This window comes from Neisseria sp. KEM232 (assembly GCF_002237445.1).
GTDB lineage: Bacteria > Pseudomonadota > Gammaproteobacteria > Burkholderiales > Neisseriaceae > Neisseria.
This window is the reverse complement of the sequence record NZ_CP022527.1, coordinates 751,580-766,573: the sequence shown is the minus strand read 5'-3', so window position 1 is coordinate 766,573 and position 14,994 is coordinate 751,580. Positions and strand designations below refer to the sequence as shown.

Annotated in this window: 14 protein-coding genes; 9 read left to right on the top strand and 5 right to left on the bottom strand. The window is 62.5% G+C overall.

The window, feature by feature from the left end; translation table 11 throughout:
* Positions 1 to 147: 147 nt before the first annotated feature.
* From CGZ77_RS03820 to tilS, 5 genes are all read left to right on the top strand, one after another.
* Positions 148 to 2,292: an AsmA family protein gene (locus tag CGZ77_RS03820; RefSeq protein WP_094030951.1), complete on the top strand. Its 2,145-nt coding sequence runs from the start codon at positions 148 to 150 to the stop codon at positions 2,290 to 2,292.
* Between the two features lie 149 nt (positions 2,293 to 2,441).
* Positions 2,442 to 2,912 (top strand): ankyrin repeat domain-containing protein, encoded by a 471-nt coding sequence (locus tag CGZ77_RS03815; protein ID WP_009426797.1) that lies wholly within the window; start codon positions 2,442 to 2,444, stop codon positions 2,910 to 2,912.
* On the top strand, positions 2,909 to 3,505 hold the full coding sequence (locus tag CGZ77_RS03810) for a hypothetical protein (RefSeq protein WP_009426798.1): 597 nt from the start codon (positions 2,909 to 2,911) through the stop codon (positions 3,503 to 3,505). Before CGZ77_RS03815 ends, CGZ77_RS03810 begins: the two co-directional genes overlap by 4 nt.
* A 412-nt stretch (positions 3,506 to 3,917) precedes the next feature.
* Positions 3,918 to 4,340, top strand: coding sequence for a hypothetical protein (locus CGZ77_RS03805; RefSeq protein ID WP_009426800.1), 423 nt, complete (start codon positions 3,918 to 3,920; stop codon positions 4,338 to 4,340).
* 116 nt (positions 4,341 to 4,456) lie between these two features.
* Positions 4,457 to 5,779: a tRNA lysidine(34) synthetase TilS gene (gene tilS, locus CGZ77_RS03800; RefSeq protein WP_009426801.1), complete on the top strand. Its 1,323-nt coding sequence runs from the start codon at positions 4,457 to 4,459 to the stop codon at positions 5,777 to 5,779.
* Between the two features lie 647 nt (positions 5,780 to 6,426).
* On the opposite strand, the gene hemF is transcribed toward tilS, so the two are convergent.
* Positions 6,427 to 7,335 (bottom strand): oxygen-dependent coproporphyrinogen oxidase, encoded by a 909-nt coding sequence (hemF, locus tag CGZ77_RS03790; RefSeq protein ID WP_009426803.1) that lies wholly within the window; start codon positions 7,333 to 7,335, stop codon positions 6,427 to 6,429.
* 99 nt (positions 7,336 to 7,434) lie between these two features.
* Between hemF and CGZ77_RS03785 the strand changes: the two genes are divergently transcribed.
* Both CGZ77_RS03785 and argS read left to right on the top strand, forming a co-directional pair.
* The gene (locus CGZ77_RS03785; protein ID WP_009426804.1) at positions 7,435 to 8,064 is read left to right on the top strand and encodes a GDSL-type esterase/lipase family protein; all 630 of its coding nucleotides are present in this window, start codon (positions 7,435 to 7,437) and stop codon (positions 8,062 to 8,064) included.
* Positions 8,065 to 8,171: 107 nt separating this feature from the next.
* Positions 8,172 to 9,890, top strand: coding sequence for an arginine--tRNA ligase (argS, locus tag CGZ77_RS03780; protein ID WP_009426805.1), 1,719 nt, complete (start codon positions 8,172 to 8,174; stop codon positions 9,888 to 9,890).
* Positions 9,891 to 10,341: 451 nt separating this feature from the next.
* On the opposite strand, the gene CGZ77_RS03775 is transcribed toward argS, so the two are convergent.
* The 4 genes from CGZ77_RS03775 to CGZ77_RS03760 all read right to left on the bottom strand — a co-directional run bounded on the left by CGZ77_RS03775 (position 10,342) and on the right by CGZ77_RS03760 (position 13,592).
* Positions 10,342 to 11,535 (bottom strand): amino acid aminotransferase, encoded by a 1,194-nt coding sequence (locus CGZ77_RS03775; RefSeq protein WP_009427279.1) that lies wholly within the window; start codon positions 11,533 to 11,535, stop codon positions 10,342 to 10,344.
* Between the two features lie 274 nt (positions 11,536 to 11,809).
* Positions 11,810 to 12,274, bottom strand: coding sequence for a transcriptional regulator NrdR (gene nrdR, locus CGZ77_RS03770; RefSeq protein WP_009427277.1), 465 nt, complete (start codon positions 12,272 to 12,274; stop codon positions 11,810 to 11,812).
* Positions 12,275 to 12,283: 9 nt separating this feature from the next.
* Positions 12,284 to 13,126, bottom strand: a complete 843-nt coding sequence (locus CGZ77_RS03765; protein WP_036496667.1) for a class II glutamine amidotransferase — start codon at positions 13,124 to 13,126, stop codon at positions 12,284 to 12,286.
* Between the two features lie 106 nt (positions 13,127 to 13,232).
* Positions 13,233 to 13,592 carry a helix-turn-helix domain-containing protein gene (locus tag CGZ77_RS03760; protein ID WP_009427275.1) on the bottom strand — a complete coding sequence of 120 codons (360 nt, stop codon included), beginning with the start codon at positions 13,590 to 13,592 and terminating at the stop codon, positions 13,233 to 13,235.
* Between the two features lie 113 nt (positions 13,593 to 13,705).
* Between CGZ77_RS03760 and CGZ77_RS03755 the strand changes: the two genes are divergently transcribed.
* Positions 13,706 to 13,951, top strand: coding sequence for a DUF896 domain-containing protein (locus CGZ77_RS03755; RefSeq protein WP_009427274.1), 246 nt, complete (start codon positions 13,706 to 13,708; stop codon positions 13,949 to 13,951).
* A gap of 22 nt (positions 13,952 to 13,973) precedes the next feature.
* Entirely contained in the window at positions 13,974 to 14,840 is an 867-nt protein-coding gene (locus CGZ77_RS03750; RefSeq protein WP_009427273.1) for a pirin family protein, read from the top strand.
* The last annotated feature ends 154 nt before the right edge of the window (positions 14,841 to 14,994 follow it).

Genomic DNA, 14,994 nt, shown 5'->3' with positions numbered 1-14,994 from the left:
GCCGTCTGAAAGCGGAGTCGAAACCGCCGCCTTCGTCCTTTTCAGACGGCCTTTTGCGCCGCCCGGGCAGATGCCGAGGCCGTCTGAAAAAGGCGCGGCGCAATCTGCTATACTCCGCCGCTGTTTTTTGCACCATCGGCACGGGATATGAAACGTCTGCAATCGGGTAAATTCTGGATGAAACTCATCAGCGGCGGCACGCTGCTGTTTGCGTCGGCCTTCGCGGCAAAATATTTCCTGCTCTCTTGGCTTTTTTCGCCGGAAAACCTGCGGCGCGCGGCAGACGAAGCGGTGGCCGGAACGGAGCGGCGCGTGCGTTTTGTGGAAAACGGCGTGTCCACCGCCATTTTTCCGCGCCCGACGGTGACGCTCAAACAGGTCGAGCTGACGCAGCCCGGCGGCGCAGGCACACAAATGCGTGCCGAAGAAATGCGGCTGGGCGTCGGCTGGGCGAGTCTTTTCGGCGAGCCGAGGATAGAAAAATGGGTGTTCGTCCGCCCCGTCGTTTTCCTGACGCGTGACGCGGCGGGCGAATGGAACGTGCGCGATTTGCTGGCGAAACAGAGCGGCGCGGCAGTCGACCGCATCATCATCGAAGACGGGCGCGTGCTGGTCGACACGCCGCAGCACCGGCACGTTCTCGAAGGCGTCGGCCTCAACATCAACAACGCCGACGACGAACAAACCCAAATCAAAGCGGAAGGCCGTCTGAAAACCCCGCTGTGGGAAAACGAAACCCAATGGAAACTGCAAGGCGTGCTCCACCGCAGCGGCGGCAGCTGGCAGATGCCCGAAATGGCGCTCACCGGCAGCAGCCGCTACCGCGACGCCGAACTGGCCTTCCGTTTCACCGCCGACACCCTCTGGCAGCGGCGCGGCAACAATATCCGCTTCACCCAAGCCGGTTTGCAGCTCGACATCCCCGCCTACAAACTCCACCTGAACGCCGAAGCGCCCGCGCTCAACGCCGCCGCCGGCGGACTGTCTGCCCGCTCCGCCAACGCCGTGCTCACCGCGCAATGGGACGACGCACAGTGGGACGCCACCCTCTCGGCCAAAGACATCGCCCTGCGCCCCGGCTCGCTGGCCGTCGAACAGGCGCTCCTCAACGGCAGCCGCAAAACCGCCGCCACACAAACCGCCTTCACACTCGACACCGCCGTCAACCGCAGCGGCGCCGACTGGGTGCTGCCCGCCCTCAAACTCACCACCCGCCTCGACAACCTCACCGGCAACCCCCGCCCCCGCCTCGTCAGCGAACTCGACGGCTCGTGGACATACCGCAACGGCTCTTGGGAAGGCCGTCTGAAAGGACAGCTCGACCGCGAAGCCCTCGCCCTCAAAGCCGCCTACACCCCCGCCGCCGACAAACAGCCCGCCCGCCTCAATGCCGACCTGCGCCTCGACAAACTCTCCCTGTCTCCCTATCTCGAAAGCCTGCCCGCCGACAGCGCCGCCGCCTACCCCGCCTGGCTGCAAAAACCCGGTGCGCCCGAAATCGAAGCCGACATCGCCGTCAAAACCCTGCAATCGCCCAATCTCGAAATCAACAACCTCGCCACCCGCCTGCAAGCCGACCGCGAACGCATCGTCCTGCCCGATTTCAGCGCCGAACTCTACAACGGCGTGATGGAAGGCGGCATCAGCATGGCCGCCACCACCCCGCCCACCTACCGCCTGCAACAATACGCCCGCAACATCAATATCCGCCCCCTCATGCAGGATCTCTTCCGCTACGGCAACATCAGCGGCAGGGGCGACGCCGAAATCGACCTCACCGCCCAAGGCACAGGCCGCGCCGGCCTCACCCGCACCCTCTCCGGCACCCTCGAACTCAACCTCAGCAAAGGCGCATGGCACGGCGTCAACCTCAACCGCGCGCTGCAAAACCTCCTCGGCAGCCAACCCGTGCAAACAGACGGCAACTCCGCCACCCCCTTCGAACGCTTCACCATGAGCAGCAGCATCGGCAAAGGCATCAGCCGCCACGACAAAGCCGAACTCCACTCCGACACCTTCCGCATCGAACTCACCGGCGCCACCGACTTCAACACCATGACCCTCAACGAGCGCCTCAAACTCTACCCCGCAGGCGGGCAGGGCACACCCGTCCCCCTCATCATCCGCGGCAAACCCGACAACCTCTCCGTTACACTCGACTACAAAGGCCTCACCGAAGGGCTGGCGAACGCCGAAGAAAAACAACAGGCACTCGAACGCGCCATCCGCGAACAATGGCAATGGCTCAACAACGCCAAACCCGCCGCCCCGCCCGCAAACGCCAAACCGTAAACACAAAAAGGCCGTCTGAGAGCCCCGTTTCTCCGCTTTCAGACGGCCTTAGTCTGTCAGACAGACTGTTTTTGTTAACTGTGCCGGCCGAAGCAGACAGCCTTTAAGGCCGTCTGAAAAGCCGTTCCACCCAAAGAAAGGACTCCCCCATGCCCAAAAAGAAAACCACCCTCCCCAAAAACTTCTGCGAACTGTGCCAAGCAGGCGATCTTGCCGCCCTGCAAGCCGTGTATGACGACACCGACATCAACGCCGTCGAGCGCACCATAGGGAAATCGCACCCGCTGGCGATGCGCGCCACCCCGCCCGCCTTTATGCAATGGCTGATCGACCACGGCGCGGACGTCAATTTCCAACGCACCGCCGACGACAGCCCGCCGCTCTACCACCAAGTTACATCAGGCAACGCCGAACACGCCGCCGTGCTGCTGCAAAACGGCGCCGACGCCAATTACGCCAACGAGTTCGGCAACACCATCCTCCATTTCGCCGAACCGCGCCGCTGGTCAAACTGCTGCTTGTGCACGGTGCCAACCCCGCCGCCAAAAACCGGCGCGGGCAAACCCCGTTTGACAGCCTGTTGGATACCGCCCCGCTCTCTGACAGAATTGCCGACATGATTGCCTGCGCCGAACTCTATTTGCAGGCCGGCATGACCATCACCGAACAGCAGCGCGAGCAGGTGGCATGGTCGCGCGACCATTACGACGAACACATGGAACGCTTTGAAGTCCCACACACACCCGAAGGCTACGCCGCCCTGCGCCGCCTGTGCGAAATGTTCGGCGTCGATCCCGAAACCGCGCGCCAAGAGCCGCCGTCGCCCGATCTCACCACCCCCATCGTCCTCGCAGGCGACACCCTGTGGGATCAATACATCAACGGCTGGGACAAACTCGTCCCCGCAAGCGGCGCGGCAGCCACCGTGCAGGGCGAGCTTATCCGCATCGCCGGACGCATCCGCGACGAACTGCTGCGCAACGCCATGGGCAACTGGGGCAGGGAACACCGCAAAATGATCAACGCCTTCCCCAAATACGCCAAACTCGGCACGCCCCTTGCCGCCGACGCACTCGCCGAAATCGCCGCCATCCAAAAAGGCATCCTCGGCGACGACGGCACGCTCTCCCAACGCCTGTGCGAACTCGCCGCGCAATGGGTGGCGCAAAACCCCGCGCCGATAGCCTTGGGCGAAACGGCGTATAAAATCTGAACCCAAGGCAGCCTGAAAAGCCGTGTTTTGCCGTTTCAGGCTGCCTCAGAGGCCGTCTGAAAACCCCGTTCCCTCTCCCGCTCGCGGGGGAGGGGCAGGATGGAGGTGGTTGCCGCTGTGGCAATTTTTGCGGAGCGATGGGAAAGCGGTTTTCCAACCGCCACCCCCTCCCCAACCCTCCCCCGCGCAAGCGCAGGAGAGGGAGCGGATTGCAGTTGCCCGAAGGCAGCCTGAAAGCCCGCTGTGTAGGGTGTGTTGCCCCGCAACGCACGCGGTTTCAGAACTTTAAAGGCAGCCTGAAACGCCGCCTCCCGTTTTGGCTTCGCTGAATCCTACGGCTTTCAGACGGCCTTTGAGGCCGTCTGAAACCCGCCCCCGCAACCAAACCCCATCCCCAACCAAAGGAAACCCCATGAAAAAAACCGCCCTGATGTTCGCCGCCCTGTTTGCCGCATCCGCCGCCTGCGCCGCCGACAATGCGCCTGCCACACGCGGCATCGTCAGTCAAACCGAACAGCTTCCCGCCGGACAAACCATCACCGCCGCCGCCCGTCTTGCCGCCGGTAAAACCTACCGCATCAGCGGCAGCTGCGGCAAACACTGCGGCAAACTGCGTCTGCAACTGTTCAACAGCAGCGCACATGTCGATTTGTATGACGAATCCACCCGCCACGGCGCGCTTGTGGGCGAACAGAGCGGCCTGAAAAACCCGAGCCTGCTTTGGACGGCAGCCGCCGACGCCGACTACACCGCCGTGCTCACCCTAACAGAATGCGCCGCCGCAGCCTGCGCCGCCACCCTGGACATTTCCGAAAGCAGCGGGGCGAAGCCTTAAAGGCGGTTTTCGCTTCGCCGAAACCGCGCTTTCAGAAACATCGTTCCCGCGTTTATGCCCCGCAGGGGTATAGGTAGGAACGGCCTCCCGCCAACCCGCTCCGAAAACCCGAAACTATGCACCCCGTCCCCGCCGCCGTCCTCCACGCCCTGCCCGAAGCCGTCCTCCGCGCCCGCCGTATTGAAACCGCCCTCAGCGGCGGGCTCGATTCCGTCGTCCTGCTGCACATTCTCGCGCAGCTCAAAGGCAGCCTGAACGCCGAACTGACCGCCGTCCACGTCCACCACGGCCTGCACGCCGATGCCGACGGCTGGCTCGATTTCTGCCGCAGCTGCTGCGAGTGCCTCGGCATCCCCCTGCGCGTCGAAAAAGTTACCGTCCGCCCCGCAGGACGCGGCATCGAAGCCGCCGCCCGCGAGGCGCGTTACCAAGCCTTCGCCCGCAGCCGTGCCGACATCCTCGCCGCCGCCCACCATGCCGACGACCAAACCGAAACCTTCTTCCTCGCCGCCCTGCGCGGCGGCGGCCTGCGCGCCCTCGCCGCCATGCCCGGGCTGCGCCCCCTTGCCGAAAACCCCGCCGTGCACATCTGGCGGCCGCTTCTGCCCTACAGCCGCGCCGAACTGGCCGCCTACGCCGCAGAACACCGCCTCGACTACATCACCGACCCCGCCAACGCCGACCCCGCCTACCTGCGCAACCGCCTGCGCCACGACGGCCTGCCCCGCCTGCGGGAGATACAGCCGCAGCTCGACGCCCACATCCGCGCCGCCGTCGCCCTCTTGCAGGACGAATTGGCCGTATTGCAGGAAACCGCCGACGCCGACTGGCAGGCCGTACACGACGCACACGGCTTCAACACCGCCGCTTGGCGGCAGCTCGCCCCCGCCCGCCGCCGCCAAACCGCCCGCCGCCTGCTGCTCGAAACGGGAGGCAGCCTGAAAAACCAAGCCTTCCTCGCCGACTTCTGCCGCGTGCTCAACCAAATCGGCACAGGCGAAGCACAATGGCCGCTGTCCGATCACACCCTCATCGCCAGCCGAAACCGCCTGTTCCTCCTGCCGCAAGACTGGCAGCGGCAGTACACCCCCGCCGCCGTGCAAGGCAGCCTGACAGACTTACAGGCCGCAGGCTGGCAGTTCCGCCGCGCCCGCCACGGCCTGCCGCGCAGCCTCCTCAGCCAAACCCTGCGCATCCGCCCGATAGAAAAAGGCGACCTGCTGCACACCCCCAACGGCCGCAAACCGCCCAAACAAATCCTGCACGAACACCGCATCCCCCCCTTCATCCGCCCCTGCTGGCCGCTGATCGCCGACGAAAACAACCGCCCCCTCGCCCTCGCCAACCTGCGCGCCGACAGCCGCCACACCGTTTCAGACGGCCTGCTGCCCTGTCTGCCGGATTACGATGTGTTTTTACAGGGCACAGGCAAAAACTGAGGCCGTCTGAAAGGCAGATTCGGGCTTTCAGACGGCCTCTGCGCGGATAGCCGGTATCGCCGAAAACGCCTGCGCCGCTTGGGGCGGTACACCCTACTGGGTTTCGGGTAGGGTGTGTTGTGCAGCAACGCACGCGGTTTTTGGGTTTTCAGACGGCCTCAAAGGCCGTCTGAAAACGTGTTCCCTCTCCCGCCCCGCGGGGGAGGGCTAGGGTGGGGCTTGCACCGCTGCGGCAACTTTCGCAGGACATCGGCGCGAATGCAGTTCTGCGAACTGCCACTCCCTCCCCGACCCTCCCCCGCGCGGGCGCAGGGGAGGGAGCAGATGCGCGGCGGGATGTTCGGTTTCAGAAACGGCATTCCCGCGTTTATGCCCCCGCAGGAGTGCAGGCGGGAACGGCCTTTCAGGTTTGAAACCACGTTTTCACTCCGTTTTAAACTTCGCTTTCAGACGGCCTTTCAGGTTTCAGGCCGGTTTGAGGCCGTCTGAAACCTTTCGGGCAACGGCGTCCCCTCTCCCGCTCCGCGGGGGGGCTAGGGTCGGCGCCGCTGCGGCAACTTTGCAGGGCATTGGCGCGAATAAAAAAGGCCGTCTGAAACCCCAAATCGGGTTTTCAGACGGCCTTTGTGCATTCGGAACAAACAGATTCAGCGCAGTTCGGACAGCCAGTCGCGCGGTTTGAGGTAGTCCTGCAAACGCGCTTCGGCGCTGCCTGCTTCGGGGGCATAGCCGTATTCGAAGCGCACCAGGGGCGGCATGGACATCAGGATGCTTTCGGTGCGGCCGCCGCTTTGCAGGCCGAAGTGGGTGCCGCGGTCGAACACCAAGTTAAATTCGACGTAGCGGCCGCGGCGGTAGAGTTGGAACTGCCGTTCGCGCTCGCCGTGGGGCGTGTGTTTGCGGCGGGCGACGATGGGGCGGTAGGCTGCGGTATAGGCTTCGCCGGTCTGGCGGATAAAGTCGAGGCAGGTGGCGAAGTCCCAGCGGTTCAGGTCGTCGAAAAACAGGCCGCCGACGCCGCGCGTTTCGCCTCGGTGCGGCAGGTAGAAATAGCGGTCGCACCAGTCTTTGTATTCGGCATAGAGGCCGTTTGAAAACCTGTCGCACAGGTTTTTCGCCGTTTGGTGCCAGTGCAGGATGTCTTCGTCAAACGGGTAAAACGGCGTGAGGTCGAAACCGCCGCCGAACCACCACACGGGTTCGCCGCCCTGCGGGTAGGCGATAAAGCAGCGCACGTTGGCATGGCTGGTCGGCACATAGGGGTTGCGCGGGTGGATAACCAGCGACACGCCCGCCGCTTCAAAGGCCGCGCCCGCCAGCTCGGGGCGGTCTGCGGTGGCGGAGGCGGGCATCACGCCGCCTTTGACGTGGGAGAAGTTGACGCCCGCCTGCTCGAACACCGCGCCTTGTTTGAGCACGCGGCTCTCGCCCGTGCCGAGGCGGCTTTGCCAGTGTTCGCCGAGAAACACCGCACCGTTTTCCTCCTCGGCTTCCAGCGCGGCGCAGATGTGGTTTTGCAGGGTACGCAATACGTTTAAGACGGCCTGAATATCCATGTTTTTTCCTTTTGTTGCGGTTGGCGGCGGATTATAGCGGAACGGGCGGGCGGTTTGCCTGTATCATCCGCCGCTTTCTCCACGGATACGGAACACGCCATGCCCCTCACCCGCCGCCGCTTCCTCGCCCTCGCCGCCGCGCTGGCCGCAGCCGCCTGCACCAAAACCGCCCGCCATGCCGCCATTTCGCGCGGCAGCACGGTTGTGGCCTTGGGCGACTCGCTCACCTACGGCTACGGCGCGCCGCCCGAAGCCGCCTATCCCGTGCGCCTTGCCGCCATCACGGGCTGGACGGTCGTCAACGGCGGCGTGTCGGGCGACACTTCCGCGCAGGCTCTGGCGCGTCTGCCCGCGCTGCTCAAACGCGCGCCCAAGCTGGTGTTGCTCGGCATCGGCGGCAACGACTTCCTGCACCGCCTGCCCGAAAGCGACACCCGCCGCCATATCGGCGACACCATCGCCGCCGTGCAGGGCGCGGGCGTGCCGATCGTGCTGATTGCCGAACCGAAACCCGGCCTCGGCGCGCTGGTCGGCAGCCTGTCCGACCATCCGCTGTATGCCGGTTTGGCCGAAAAATACCGCGTGCCGCTGTTTGCCGACGGCTGGTCGCGCATCCTGAGCGACGGCGCGCTCAAATCCGACGCCATTCATGCCAACGCCGAGGGTTATGCCCTGTTTGCCGAACGGTTGGCGGCGTTTTTGCAGAAGCAGGGATTTTGGCGCGGCTGAACCTTTCCCAAACCTTTTCAGACGGCCTTTCGGGTAAAATGCCGCGTTTTCACATTGAAGAGGCCGTCTGAAAACCTTTTCAGACGGCCTGAACGAAAGAGCAAACCATGAATCTACACCAAACCGTCGAGCGCGAAGCCGCCGCCGCCTTTGCCGCCGCAGGCATCGCCGGTGCCAATGTCGTGCTCCAACCGGCCAAAAACGCCGATTTCGGCGACTACCAAATCAACGGCGTGATGGGCGCGGCCAAACAGGCCAAGCAAAATCCGCGCGAGCTGGCGCAAAAGGTTGCCGACGCGCTCTCGGGCAATGCCGTCATCGAAAGCGCACAAGTGGCCGGCCCGGGCTTTATCAACCTGTGCCTCAAACCCGATTTTCTCGCCCGCCACGTTCAGACGGCCTTAAACGACCCGCGCTGCGGCGTAGCGAAAAAGGCCGCGCCGCAAACCGTGGTCATCGATTATTCCTCGCCCAACCTCGCCAAAGAAATGCACGTCGGCCACCTGCGCTCCAGCATCATCGGCGACAGCATCTCGCGCGTGCTCGAATTTATGGGCGACAGCGTTATCCGCCAAAATCACGTCGGCGACTGGGGCACGCAGTTCGGCATGCTGGTGGCCTATATGGTCGAGCAGCAGAAAGACAATGCCGCATTTGAACTCTCTGATTTGGAACAGTTTTACCGCTCCGCCAAAGTGCGCTTCGACGAAGACGCGGCCTTTGCCGACACCGCGCGCGAGTATGTCGTCAAGCTGCAAGGCGGCGATGAAAACGTGTTGAAACTGTGGCAGCAGTTTGTCGACATCTCGCTCGGCCACGCACAGGCGGTTTACGACACGCTCGGCCTGAAACTCACGCCGGCCGATGTGGCGGGCGAATCGAAATACAACCCCGAATTGCAAAACACGGTGGACGATTTAGTGCGGCAGGGTTTGGCCGTTGAAGACGACGGCGCGAAAGTCGTGTTCCTCGACGAATTTAAAAACAAAGAAGGCGAACCGGCCGCGTTTATCGTGCAGAAACAAGGCGGCGGCTTCCTTTACGCCTCCACCGACCTGGCCTGTCTGCGCTACCGCGTCGGCACGCTCCACGCCGACCGCCTGCTGTATGTGGTCGATCACCGCCAGTCGCTGCACTTCGAGCAGCTCTTCACCACTTCGCGCAAGGCCGGCTATCTGCCCGAAAACGTGAAAGCCGAATTCATCGGCTTCGGCACCATGATGGGCAAAGACGGCCGCCCGTTCAAAACCCGTTCGGGCGACACCGTGAAATTGGTTGACCTGCTGGACGAAGCTGTTGAGCGCGCTGCCGCGCTGGTGAAAGAAAAAAATCCCGATTTGGGCGCAGACGACGCGGCAAAAATCGCCCAAACCGTCGGCATCGGCGCGGTGAAATACGCCGATTTGAGCAAAAACCGCACCAGCGACTACGTATTCGACTGGGACGCAATGCTCTCGTTTGAAGGCAACACCGCACCCTACCTGCAATACGCCTACACCCGCGTGCAAAGCGTGTTCCGCAAAGCGGACGACTGGGACGCGGCAGCAGAATTAACACTCGCCGAACCGGCCGAAAAACAGCTTGCCGTAGAGCTTTTGAAATTTGAAGATATACTGCAAAACGTGGCCGACACCGGCTATCCGCACTACCTCGCCGCCTACCTCTACCAGCTCGCCACCCTGTTTTCCCGCTTCTACGAAGCCTGCCCGATACTCAAAGCCGAAGGCGCAACCCGCAACAGCCGCCTGCAACTGGCACGCCTCACCGGCAACGTGCTCAAACAGGGCTTGGACTTGCTCGGCATCGATGTGTTGGACGTGATGTAAGGCGTGTTTAAAAAGGCCGTCTGAAAGTATAGTGAAACCTATCTTTCAGACGGCCTTTCTTTTCAGACGGCCTTTGGAGGCCGTTCCCGCCTTCGCGGGAATGACGTTTCTGAAACCGATCATTCCGCCGCGAACCTTGCTCCCTCCCCTGCACCGCAAGCGCGGGGGAGGGTTGGGGTGGCAGTTCGCAGAACTGCATTCGCGTCGATGTTCTGTAAAAGTTACCGAAGCGGCACCGCCCCCACCCTAGCCCTCTCCCGCGGGGCGGGAGGGGGAACAGGTTTTCAGACGGCCTTTGGAGGCCGTCTGAAGCCTCAAAAAACCGCGTGCGTTGCTGCGCAATACACCCTACAGCCCGATTGGAATAAAAAGGCCGTCTGAAACGGTGAGGCCGTCTGAAAAACCTGCTTCGCAGGTTTTTCAGACGGCCTTTTTGCCGCTCGAGCGGGATTTACAGCACTTTGACGATGCTCTCGCACAGGTAGTCGATATTATCGGCGGTGATGCCTGCGACGTTGATGCGGCCGCTGCGTACGGCGTAGATGGCGAACTCGTCTTTCAGGCGGTCGACCTGTTCGGGGCTGAGGCCGGAGAAGGAGAACATGCCGTTTTGTTCGATGATGAAGCCGAAGTCCTGTTTCGCGCCTTTTTCTTTGAGCAGGTCGACGAATTTCTGCCGCATTTCTTTGATGCGTGCGCGCATTTCGTCGAGTTCGGCTATCCATTGCGCTTTGAGTTCGGGGTCTTGCAGGACGAGGGCGATGGTGTTGCCGCCGTGGGAGGCGGGGTTGGAGTAGAGGGTGCGGATGATGGTTTTGACCTGGCTGAACGCGCGGTTGGCGGTTTCTTCGTCGGCGGCGACGACGGTGAAGGCGCCGACGCGCTCGTTGTACATGCCGAAGTTTTTCGAGTAGGAGCTGGCGACGAGCAGTTCTTTGTTCAGTTTGGCGAAGGCACGCAGGCCGTAGGCGTCTTGCTCGAGGCCGTTGGCAAAGCCTTGGTAGGCGAAGTCGAAGAGGGGCAGCCAGCCTTTTTCGGCGGACATTTTGGCGAGGGTGTCCCATTGTTCGGGGGTGGGGTCGATGCCGGTGGGGTTGTGGCAGCAGCCGTGCAGGAGGACGACGTCGCCTGCTTGGGCTTGGGAGAGGTCGGCAATCAGGCCGTCCCAGTCGAGGGCGTGGGCGGTTTTGTCGTAGTAGCGGTAGTCGCGGATGTTGATGCCGACGGCTTGGAAGATGGCGTTGTGGTTGGGCCAGGTGGGGGCGGAAATCCAGACGTTTTTCGCACCGGTTTGGCGTTTGACGAATTCTGCGGCGACGCGCAGCGCGCCGGTGCCGCCGAGGCTTTGCGCGGTTTTGGCGCGGCGGGCGGCGATGATTTCGCTGCCTTCGCCGAAGAGGAGTTTCTGGGTTTCGGCGTTGTAGGCGGCGACGCCGTCGATGGTGAGGTAGTTTTTGCTTTTTTCGTCGGCCAAAAGGCGGGTTTCGGCGGTTTTGACGGATTTGAGCACGGGGGTGTTGCCCGCTGCGTCTTTGTAGACGCCGATGCCGAGGTTGACTTTTTCGGGGCGGGTTTCGGCTTTGAAGGCTTCGCCCAGTCCGAGGATGGGGTCGGCGGGTGCGGCTTGGATTTTGTCGAAGAACATGGTTTTTCCTTTCTGGGGAACGGGTCGGTTGGAGGGTGCGCGGCTTAGGGCGTGTTGACATTCAGCTTTTGAAGTGGATTTTTCGTCAGAAAATGGCAGATGCAAGGCAAAAATGCGAGCCTATGCCGTCCATAGGCGAGTATTTTTAACGTGGCAGATGCCGTTTTATGGCGGAAAAGCCGCCAAAACGCTGATTGTCAACACGCCCTAGGCTGCGCGGGGTAAGGGTTGCGGTGCGGCCTGTGCTTTCAGACGGCCTTCGCTCTGCGGGGGTTTATGTGCCTTCCTGTTGTTCGGGCAGGGTGGCGATGGCCTGGGTAAATTCGGAAACGTCGTTGAAGCTTTTGTAGACGGAGGCGAAACGGACGTAGGCGACTTGGTCGGTGGCGAGCAGAACGTCCATCGCCATTTCGCCGATCAGGCGCGAGGGAACTTCTTTGCGGCCGAGGCGGTAGAGGCGGCCTTCGATTTCGGCCACCAGGCCGTCGAGGGCTTCGCGGCCGACGGGGCGTTTGTGCAGGGCGCGTTCGAGGCTGGTACGCAGTTTGAGCGGGTTGTAGGGCACGCGGCTGCCGTTGCTTTTGACGATGTCGGGCAGGCGCACTTCGAGGGTTTCGAGGGTGACGAAGCGTTTGCCGCAGGCGTTGCAGCGGCGGCGGCGGCGGACGCAGTTGCCGTCTTCGGTGGTGCGCGAGTCGCTGACCTGGGTGTTCGGCTGTTGGCAGAAGGGGCATTTCATGGGCGGTTCTCAATCGGAGGCGCCGACGGCGCGGGCGCGGGCGAGTCCTTCTTCGGTGCTGAGGTAGTGCGGCGGCTCGGGGCGGTCGCGCCGTTCGATATCGCCGTCGCGGAACATGACGATTTCGTCGCAGGCCAGCTGCTGCCAGGTTTCGTTTTCGGTGAGCGGCAGGGTGGCGATGACGGCGACGCGGTCGTTGGGGGTGGTGACGGCGGAAAAGTCGATGGAAACGTCGTCGTCGAGCAGGCGGGCTTCGCCGAAGGGGGCGCGGCGCACGATGTAGTGGAGCAGGGTGCTGGCGTGGGCGAACATGACGCGGCCGTCTGAAAGGATGAAGTTGAAGAGGCCGCTGCGGCGGATGTCTTTGACGAGTTCGGACACGGCGGCAAAGAGGGTGTTGTCGTCGGGGCGCTCGTCGAAGCGGCGGCGCAGCTGTTCGAGGATGTGGCAGAAGGCGCGTTCGGAATCGGTGTCGCCGACGGGGCGGTAGTAGCGGCCTTGTTCGGGGGCAAAGCCCTGCAGGTGGCCGTTGTGGGCGAACATCCAGTAGCCGCCCCACATTTCGCGCACGAAGGGGTGGGTGTTGGCCAGCGTGGTGCGGCCGCTGGTGGCTTTGCGGATGTGGGCGATGACGTTTTCGGATTTGATTTGGTAGGCTTTGACGAGGTCGGCGACGGGGGAATTTGCGCTGGGTTTGTCGTCGTGGAAGAGGCGCACGCCTTTTTGTTCGAAAAAGCCGATGCCGAAGCCGTCGACGTGGTGGTCGGTGAGGCCGCCGCGTTTGCGGAAGCCTTCGAAGGAGAAGACGATGTCGGTGGGCGTGTTGCAGTTCATGCCAAGGAGCTGGCACATGGTTTTTTCCTTTTCAGCTTCGTTGCGCCCGCGCTTTCAGACGGCCTTTTCCGTATGCGGCGGGCGGGGCGATTTTACCACAGGCGGCACGGGTTTCAGACGGCCTTTACTGCGCCTCGCCGGCCGTTTGGCGGTATTTGGCGCACTCGGATTCGTAGGTCTGCCCCCATTCGTGCATCGCCTGTATCACGGGCGTGAGCGTGCGGCCGAAAGCGGTGAGCGAGTATTCGACTTTCGGCGGCACCTGCGGATAGACCTCGCGGTGGACGATGCCCGCGCCTTCGAGTTCGCGCAGCTGCAAAGTCAGCATCCGCTGCGTGATGTCGGGCAGCAGGCGCTGCAATTCGTTGAAGCGGCGGGGGGTTTCGGGCAGAAGGTGGTAAAGAATCAGCACTTTCCATTTGCCGCCGATGATTTCCAGAGTGGTGTTGACGGGGCAGTGCGAAGCGTTTGCGGTGTCGTTCATCATCATTCTCCATAGTATAAAAAATGTGTGTACTTGTTTAAAAAAACGATACCCATATAATACGCGACACAGACAAATTCACCAATATTTTTTCACACAGAAAGGAACGGATTATGAGAATCCCCGAACTCGACCGCATCAACGAACTGGCCGCCGTTGCCAAAACCCGCGAACTGAACGCCGCAGAGCTGGCCGAACGCGACACCCTGCGCCGCGCCTATGTCGAGGCCGTCAAAGGACAAATCAACAGCCACCTGTCCCGCGTCACCATCATCGACCCCGAGGGCAACGACGTCACCCCCGAAGCCCTGCGCGACGCCCAAGCCCGCAATATGCAAACCACCACCCGCATCATCTGACTTAAATTAAGGAAACCACACCATGCGTAGCATCAAAAAAATCTACAACGCCCCGCGCACCCACTGGGTAGGCGACGGCTTCAAAGTCGCCCCGCTCTTCTCCCACATGGGCGAAGACAAACAGACCAGCCCGTTTTTAATGTTCGACTACGCCGCCCCGATGGAATTTTCCCCCAACAGCGGCAAACCGCGCGGCGTCGGCGGCCACCCGCACCGCGGCTTCGAAACCGTCACCATCGCCTACGCCGGCGAAGTTTCCCACCGCGACAGCAGCGGCGGGGGAGGCACCATCAAGCAGGGCGACGTGCAATGGATGACCGCAGGCGGCGGCATCGTCCACGAAGAATTCCACAGCCCCGAATTTTCCGCAAAAGGCGGCAGCTTCGAAATGGCGCAGCTCTGGGTCAACCTGCCGCACGAGCACAAACGCACCGCCCCGCGCTACCAGCACCTGCCCGCGGCTGAAATCCCCGTTGTTGCCGATGAGGCTTCCAGCGTGCGTGTTATCGCCGGCGAATACCAAGGCAGACGCGGCGCGGCCGACACCTTCACCGAGCTGAACGTGTGGGATGTTACCGTTAACGAAGGCGCAGAAACCGCCATCACCGTGCCCGCAGGCCACAACCTCGCCATCGTCGTGCGCCACGGCGAAATCGAACTCAACGGCGAAGCCGCCATACAGCCGACCCAGCTGGCCGTGTTCGAGCGCGAAGAAGGCGAAATCCGCATCCGCAACAGCGGCAGCGGCAAAGCCGAAATCCTGCTCCTCTCGGGCGAACCCATCGACGAACCGATTGCCGCCTACGGCCCCTTCGTCATGAACACCCAGGAAGAGCTGGCCGAAAGCATCCGCGAATTCAACGCGGGCAAATACGGCTACCTCGACTAAGCGGCAGGCGCGGCATCAGAAAGGCGGACAGTGCGTCTGCCTTTTTTTGCGTGCCGTTTGAAAGTTGAGGCCGTTCCCGTCTGTACCCCTGCGGGGTATAAACGCGGGAATGACGTTTCTGAAACCGGTTATTCCGCCGCGCACCTTGCTCCCC

What these genes read in the sequence shown, in the direction of transcription:
- CGZ77_RS03815 (WP_009426797.1), top strand. Translation starts at nt 2,442, where the DNA reads ATGCCCAAAAAGAAAACCACCCTCCCCAAAAACTTCTGCGAACTGTGC.
- CGZ77_RS03820 (WP_094030951.1), top strand. Translation starts at nt 148, where the DNA reads ATGAAACGTCTGCAATCGGGTAAATTCTGGATGAAACTCATCAGCGGC.
- CGZ77_RS03750 (WP_009427273.1), top strand. Translation starts at nt 13,974, where the DNA reads ATGCGTAGCATCAAAAAAATCTACAACGCCCCGCGCACCCACTGGGTA.
- argS (WP_009426805.1), top strand. Translation starts at nt 8,172, where the DNA reads ATGAATCTACACCAAACCGTCGAGCGCGAAGCCGCCGCCGCCTTTGCC.
- CGZ77_RS03755 (WP_009427274.1), top strand. Translation starts at nt 13,706, where the DNA reads ATGAGAATCCCCGAACTCGACCGCATCAACGAACTGGCCGCCGTTGCC.
- CGZ77_RS03805 (WP_009426800.1), top strand. Translation starts at nt 3,918, where the DNA reads ATGAAAAAAACCGCCCTGATGTTCGCCGCCCTGTTTGCCGCATCCGCC.
- CGZ77_RS03775 (WP_009427279.1), bottom strand. Translation starts at nt 11,535, where the DNA reads ATGTTCTTCGACAAAATCCAAGCCGCACCCGCCGACCCCATCCTCGGA.
- CGZ77_RS03760 (WP_009427275.1), bottom strand. Translation starts at nt 13,592, where the DNA reads ATGAACGACACCGCAAACGCTTCGCACTGCCCCGTCAACACCACTCTG.
- CGZ77_RS03785 (WP_009426804.1), top strand. Translation starts at nt 7,435, where the DNA reads ATGCCCCTCACCCGCCGCCGCTTCCTCGCCCTCGCCGCCGCGCTGGCC.
- CGZ77_RS03810 (WP_009426798.1), top strand. Translation starts at nt 2,909, where the DNA reads ATGATTGCCTGCGCCGAACTCTATTTGCAGGCCGGCATGACCATCACC.
- hemF (WP_009426803.1), bottom strand. Translation starts at nt 7,335, where the DNA reads ATGGATATTCAGGCCGTCTTAAACGTATTGCGTACCCTGCAAAACCAC.
- nrdR (WP_009427277.1), bottom strand. Translation starts at nt 12,274, where the DNA reads ATGAAATGCCCCTTCTGCCAACAGCCGAACACCCAGGTCAGCGACTCG.
- CGZ77_RS03765 (WP_036496667.1), bottom strand. Translation starts at nt 13,126, where the DNA reads ATGTGCCAGCTCCTTGGCATGAACTGCAACACGCCCACCGACATCGTC.
- tilS (WP_009426801.1), top strand. Translation starts at nt 4,457, where the DNA reads ATGCACCCCGTCCCCGCCGCCGTCCTCCACGCCCTGCCCGAAGCCGTC.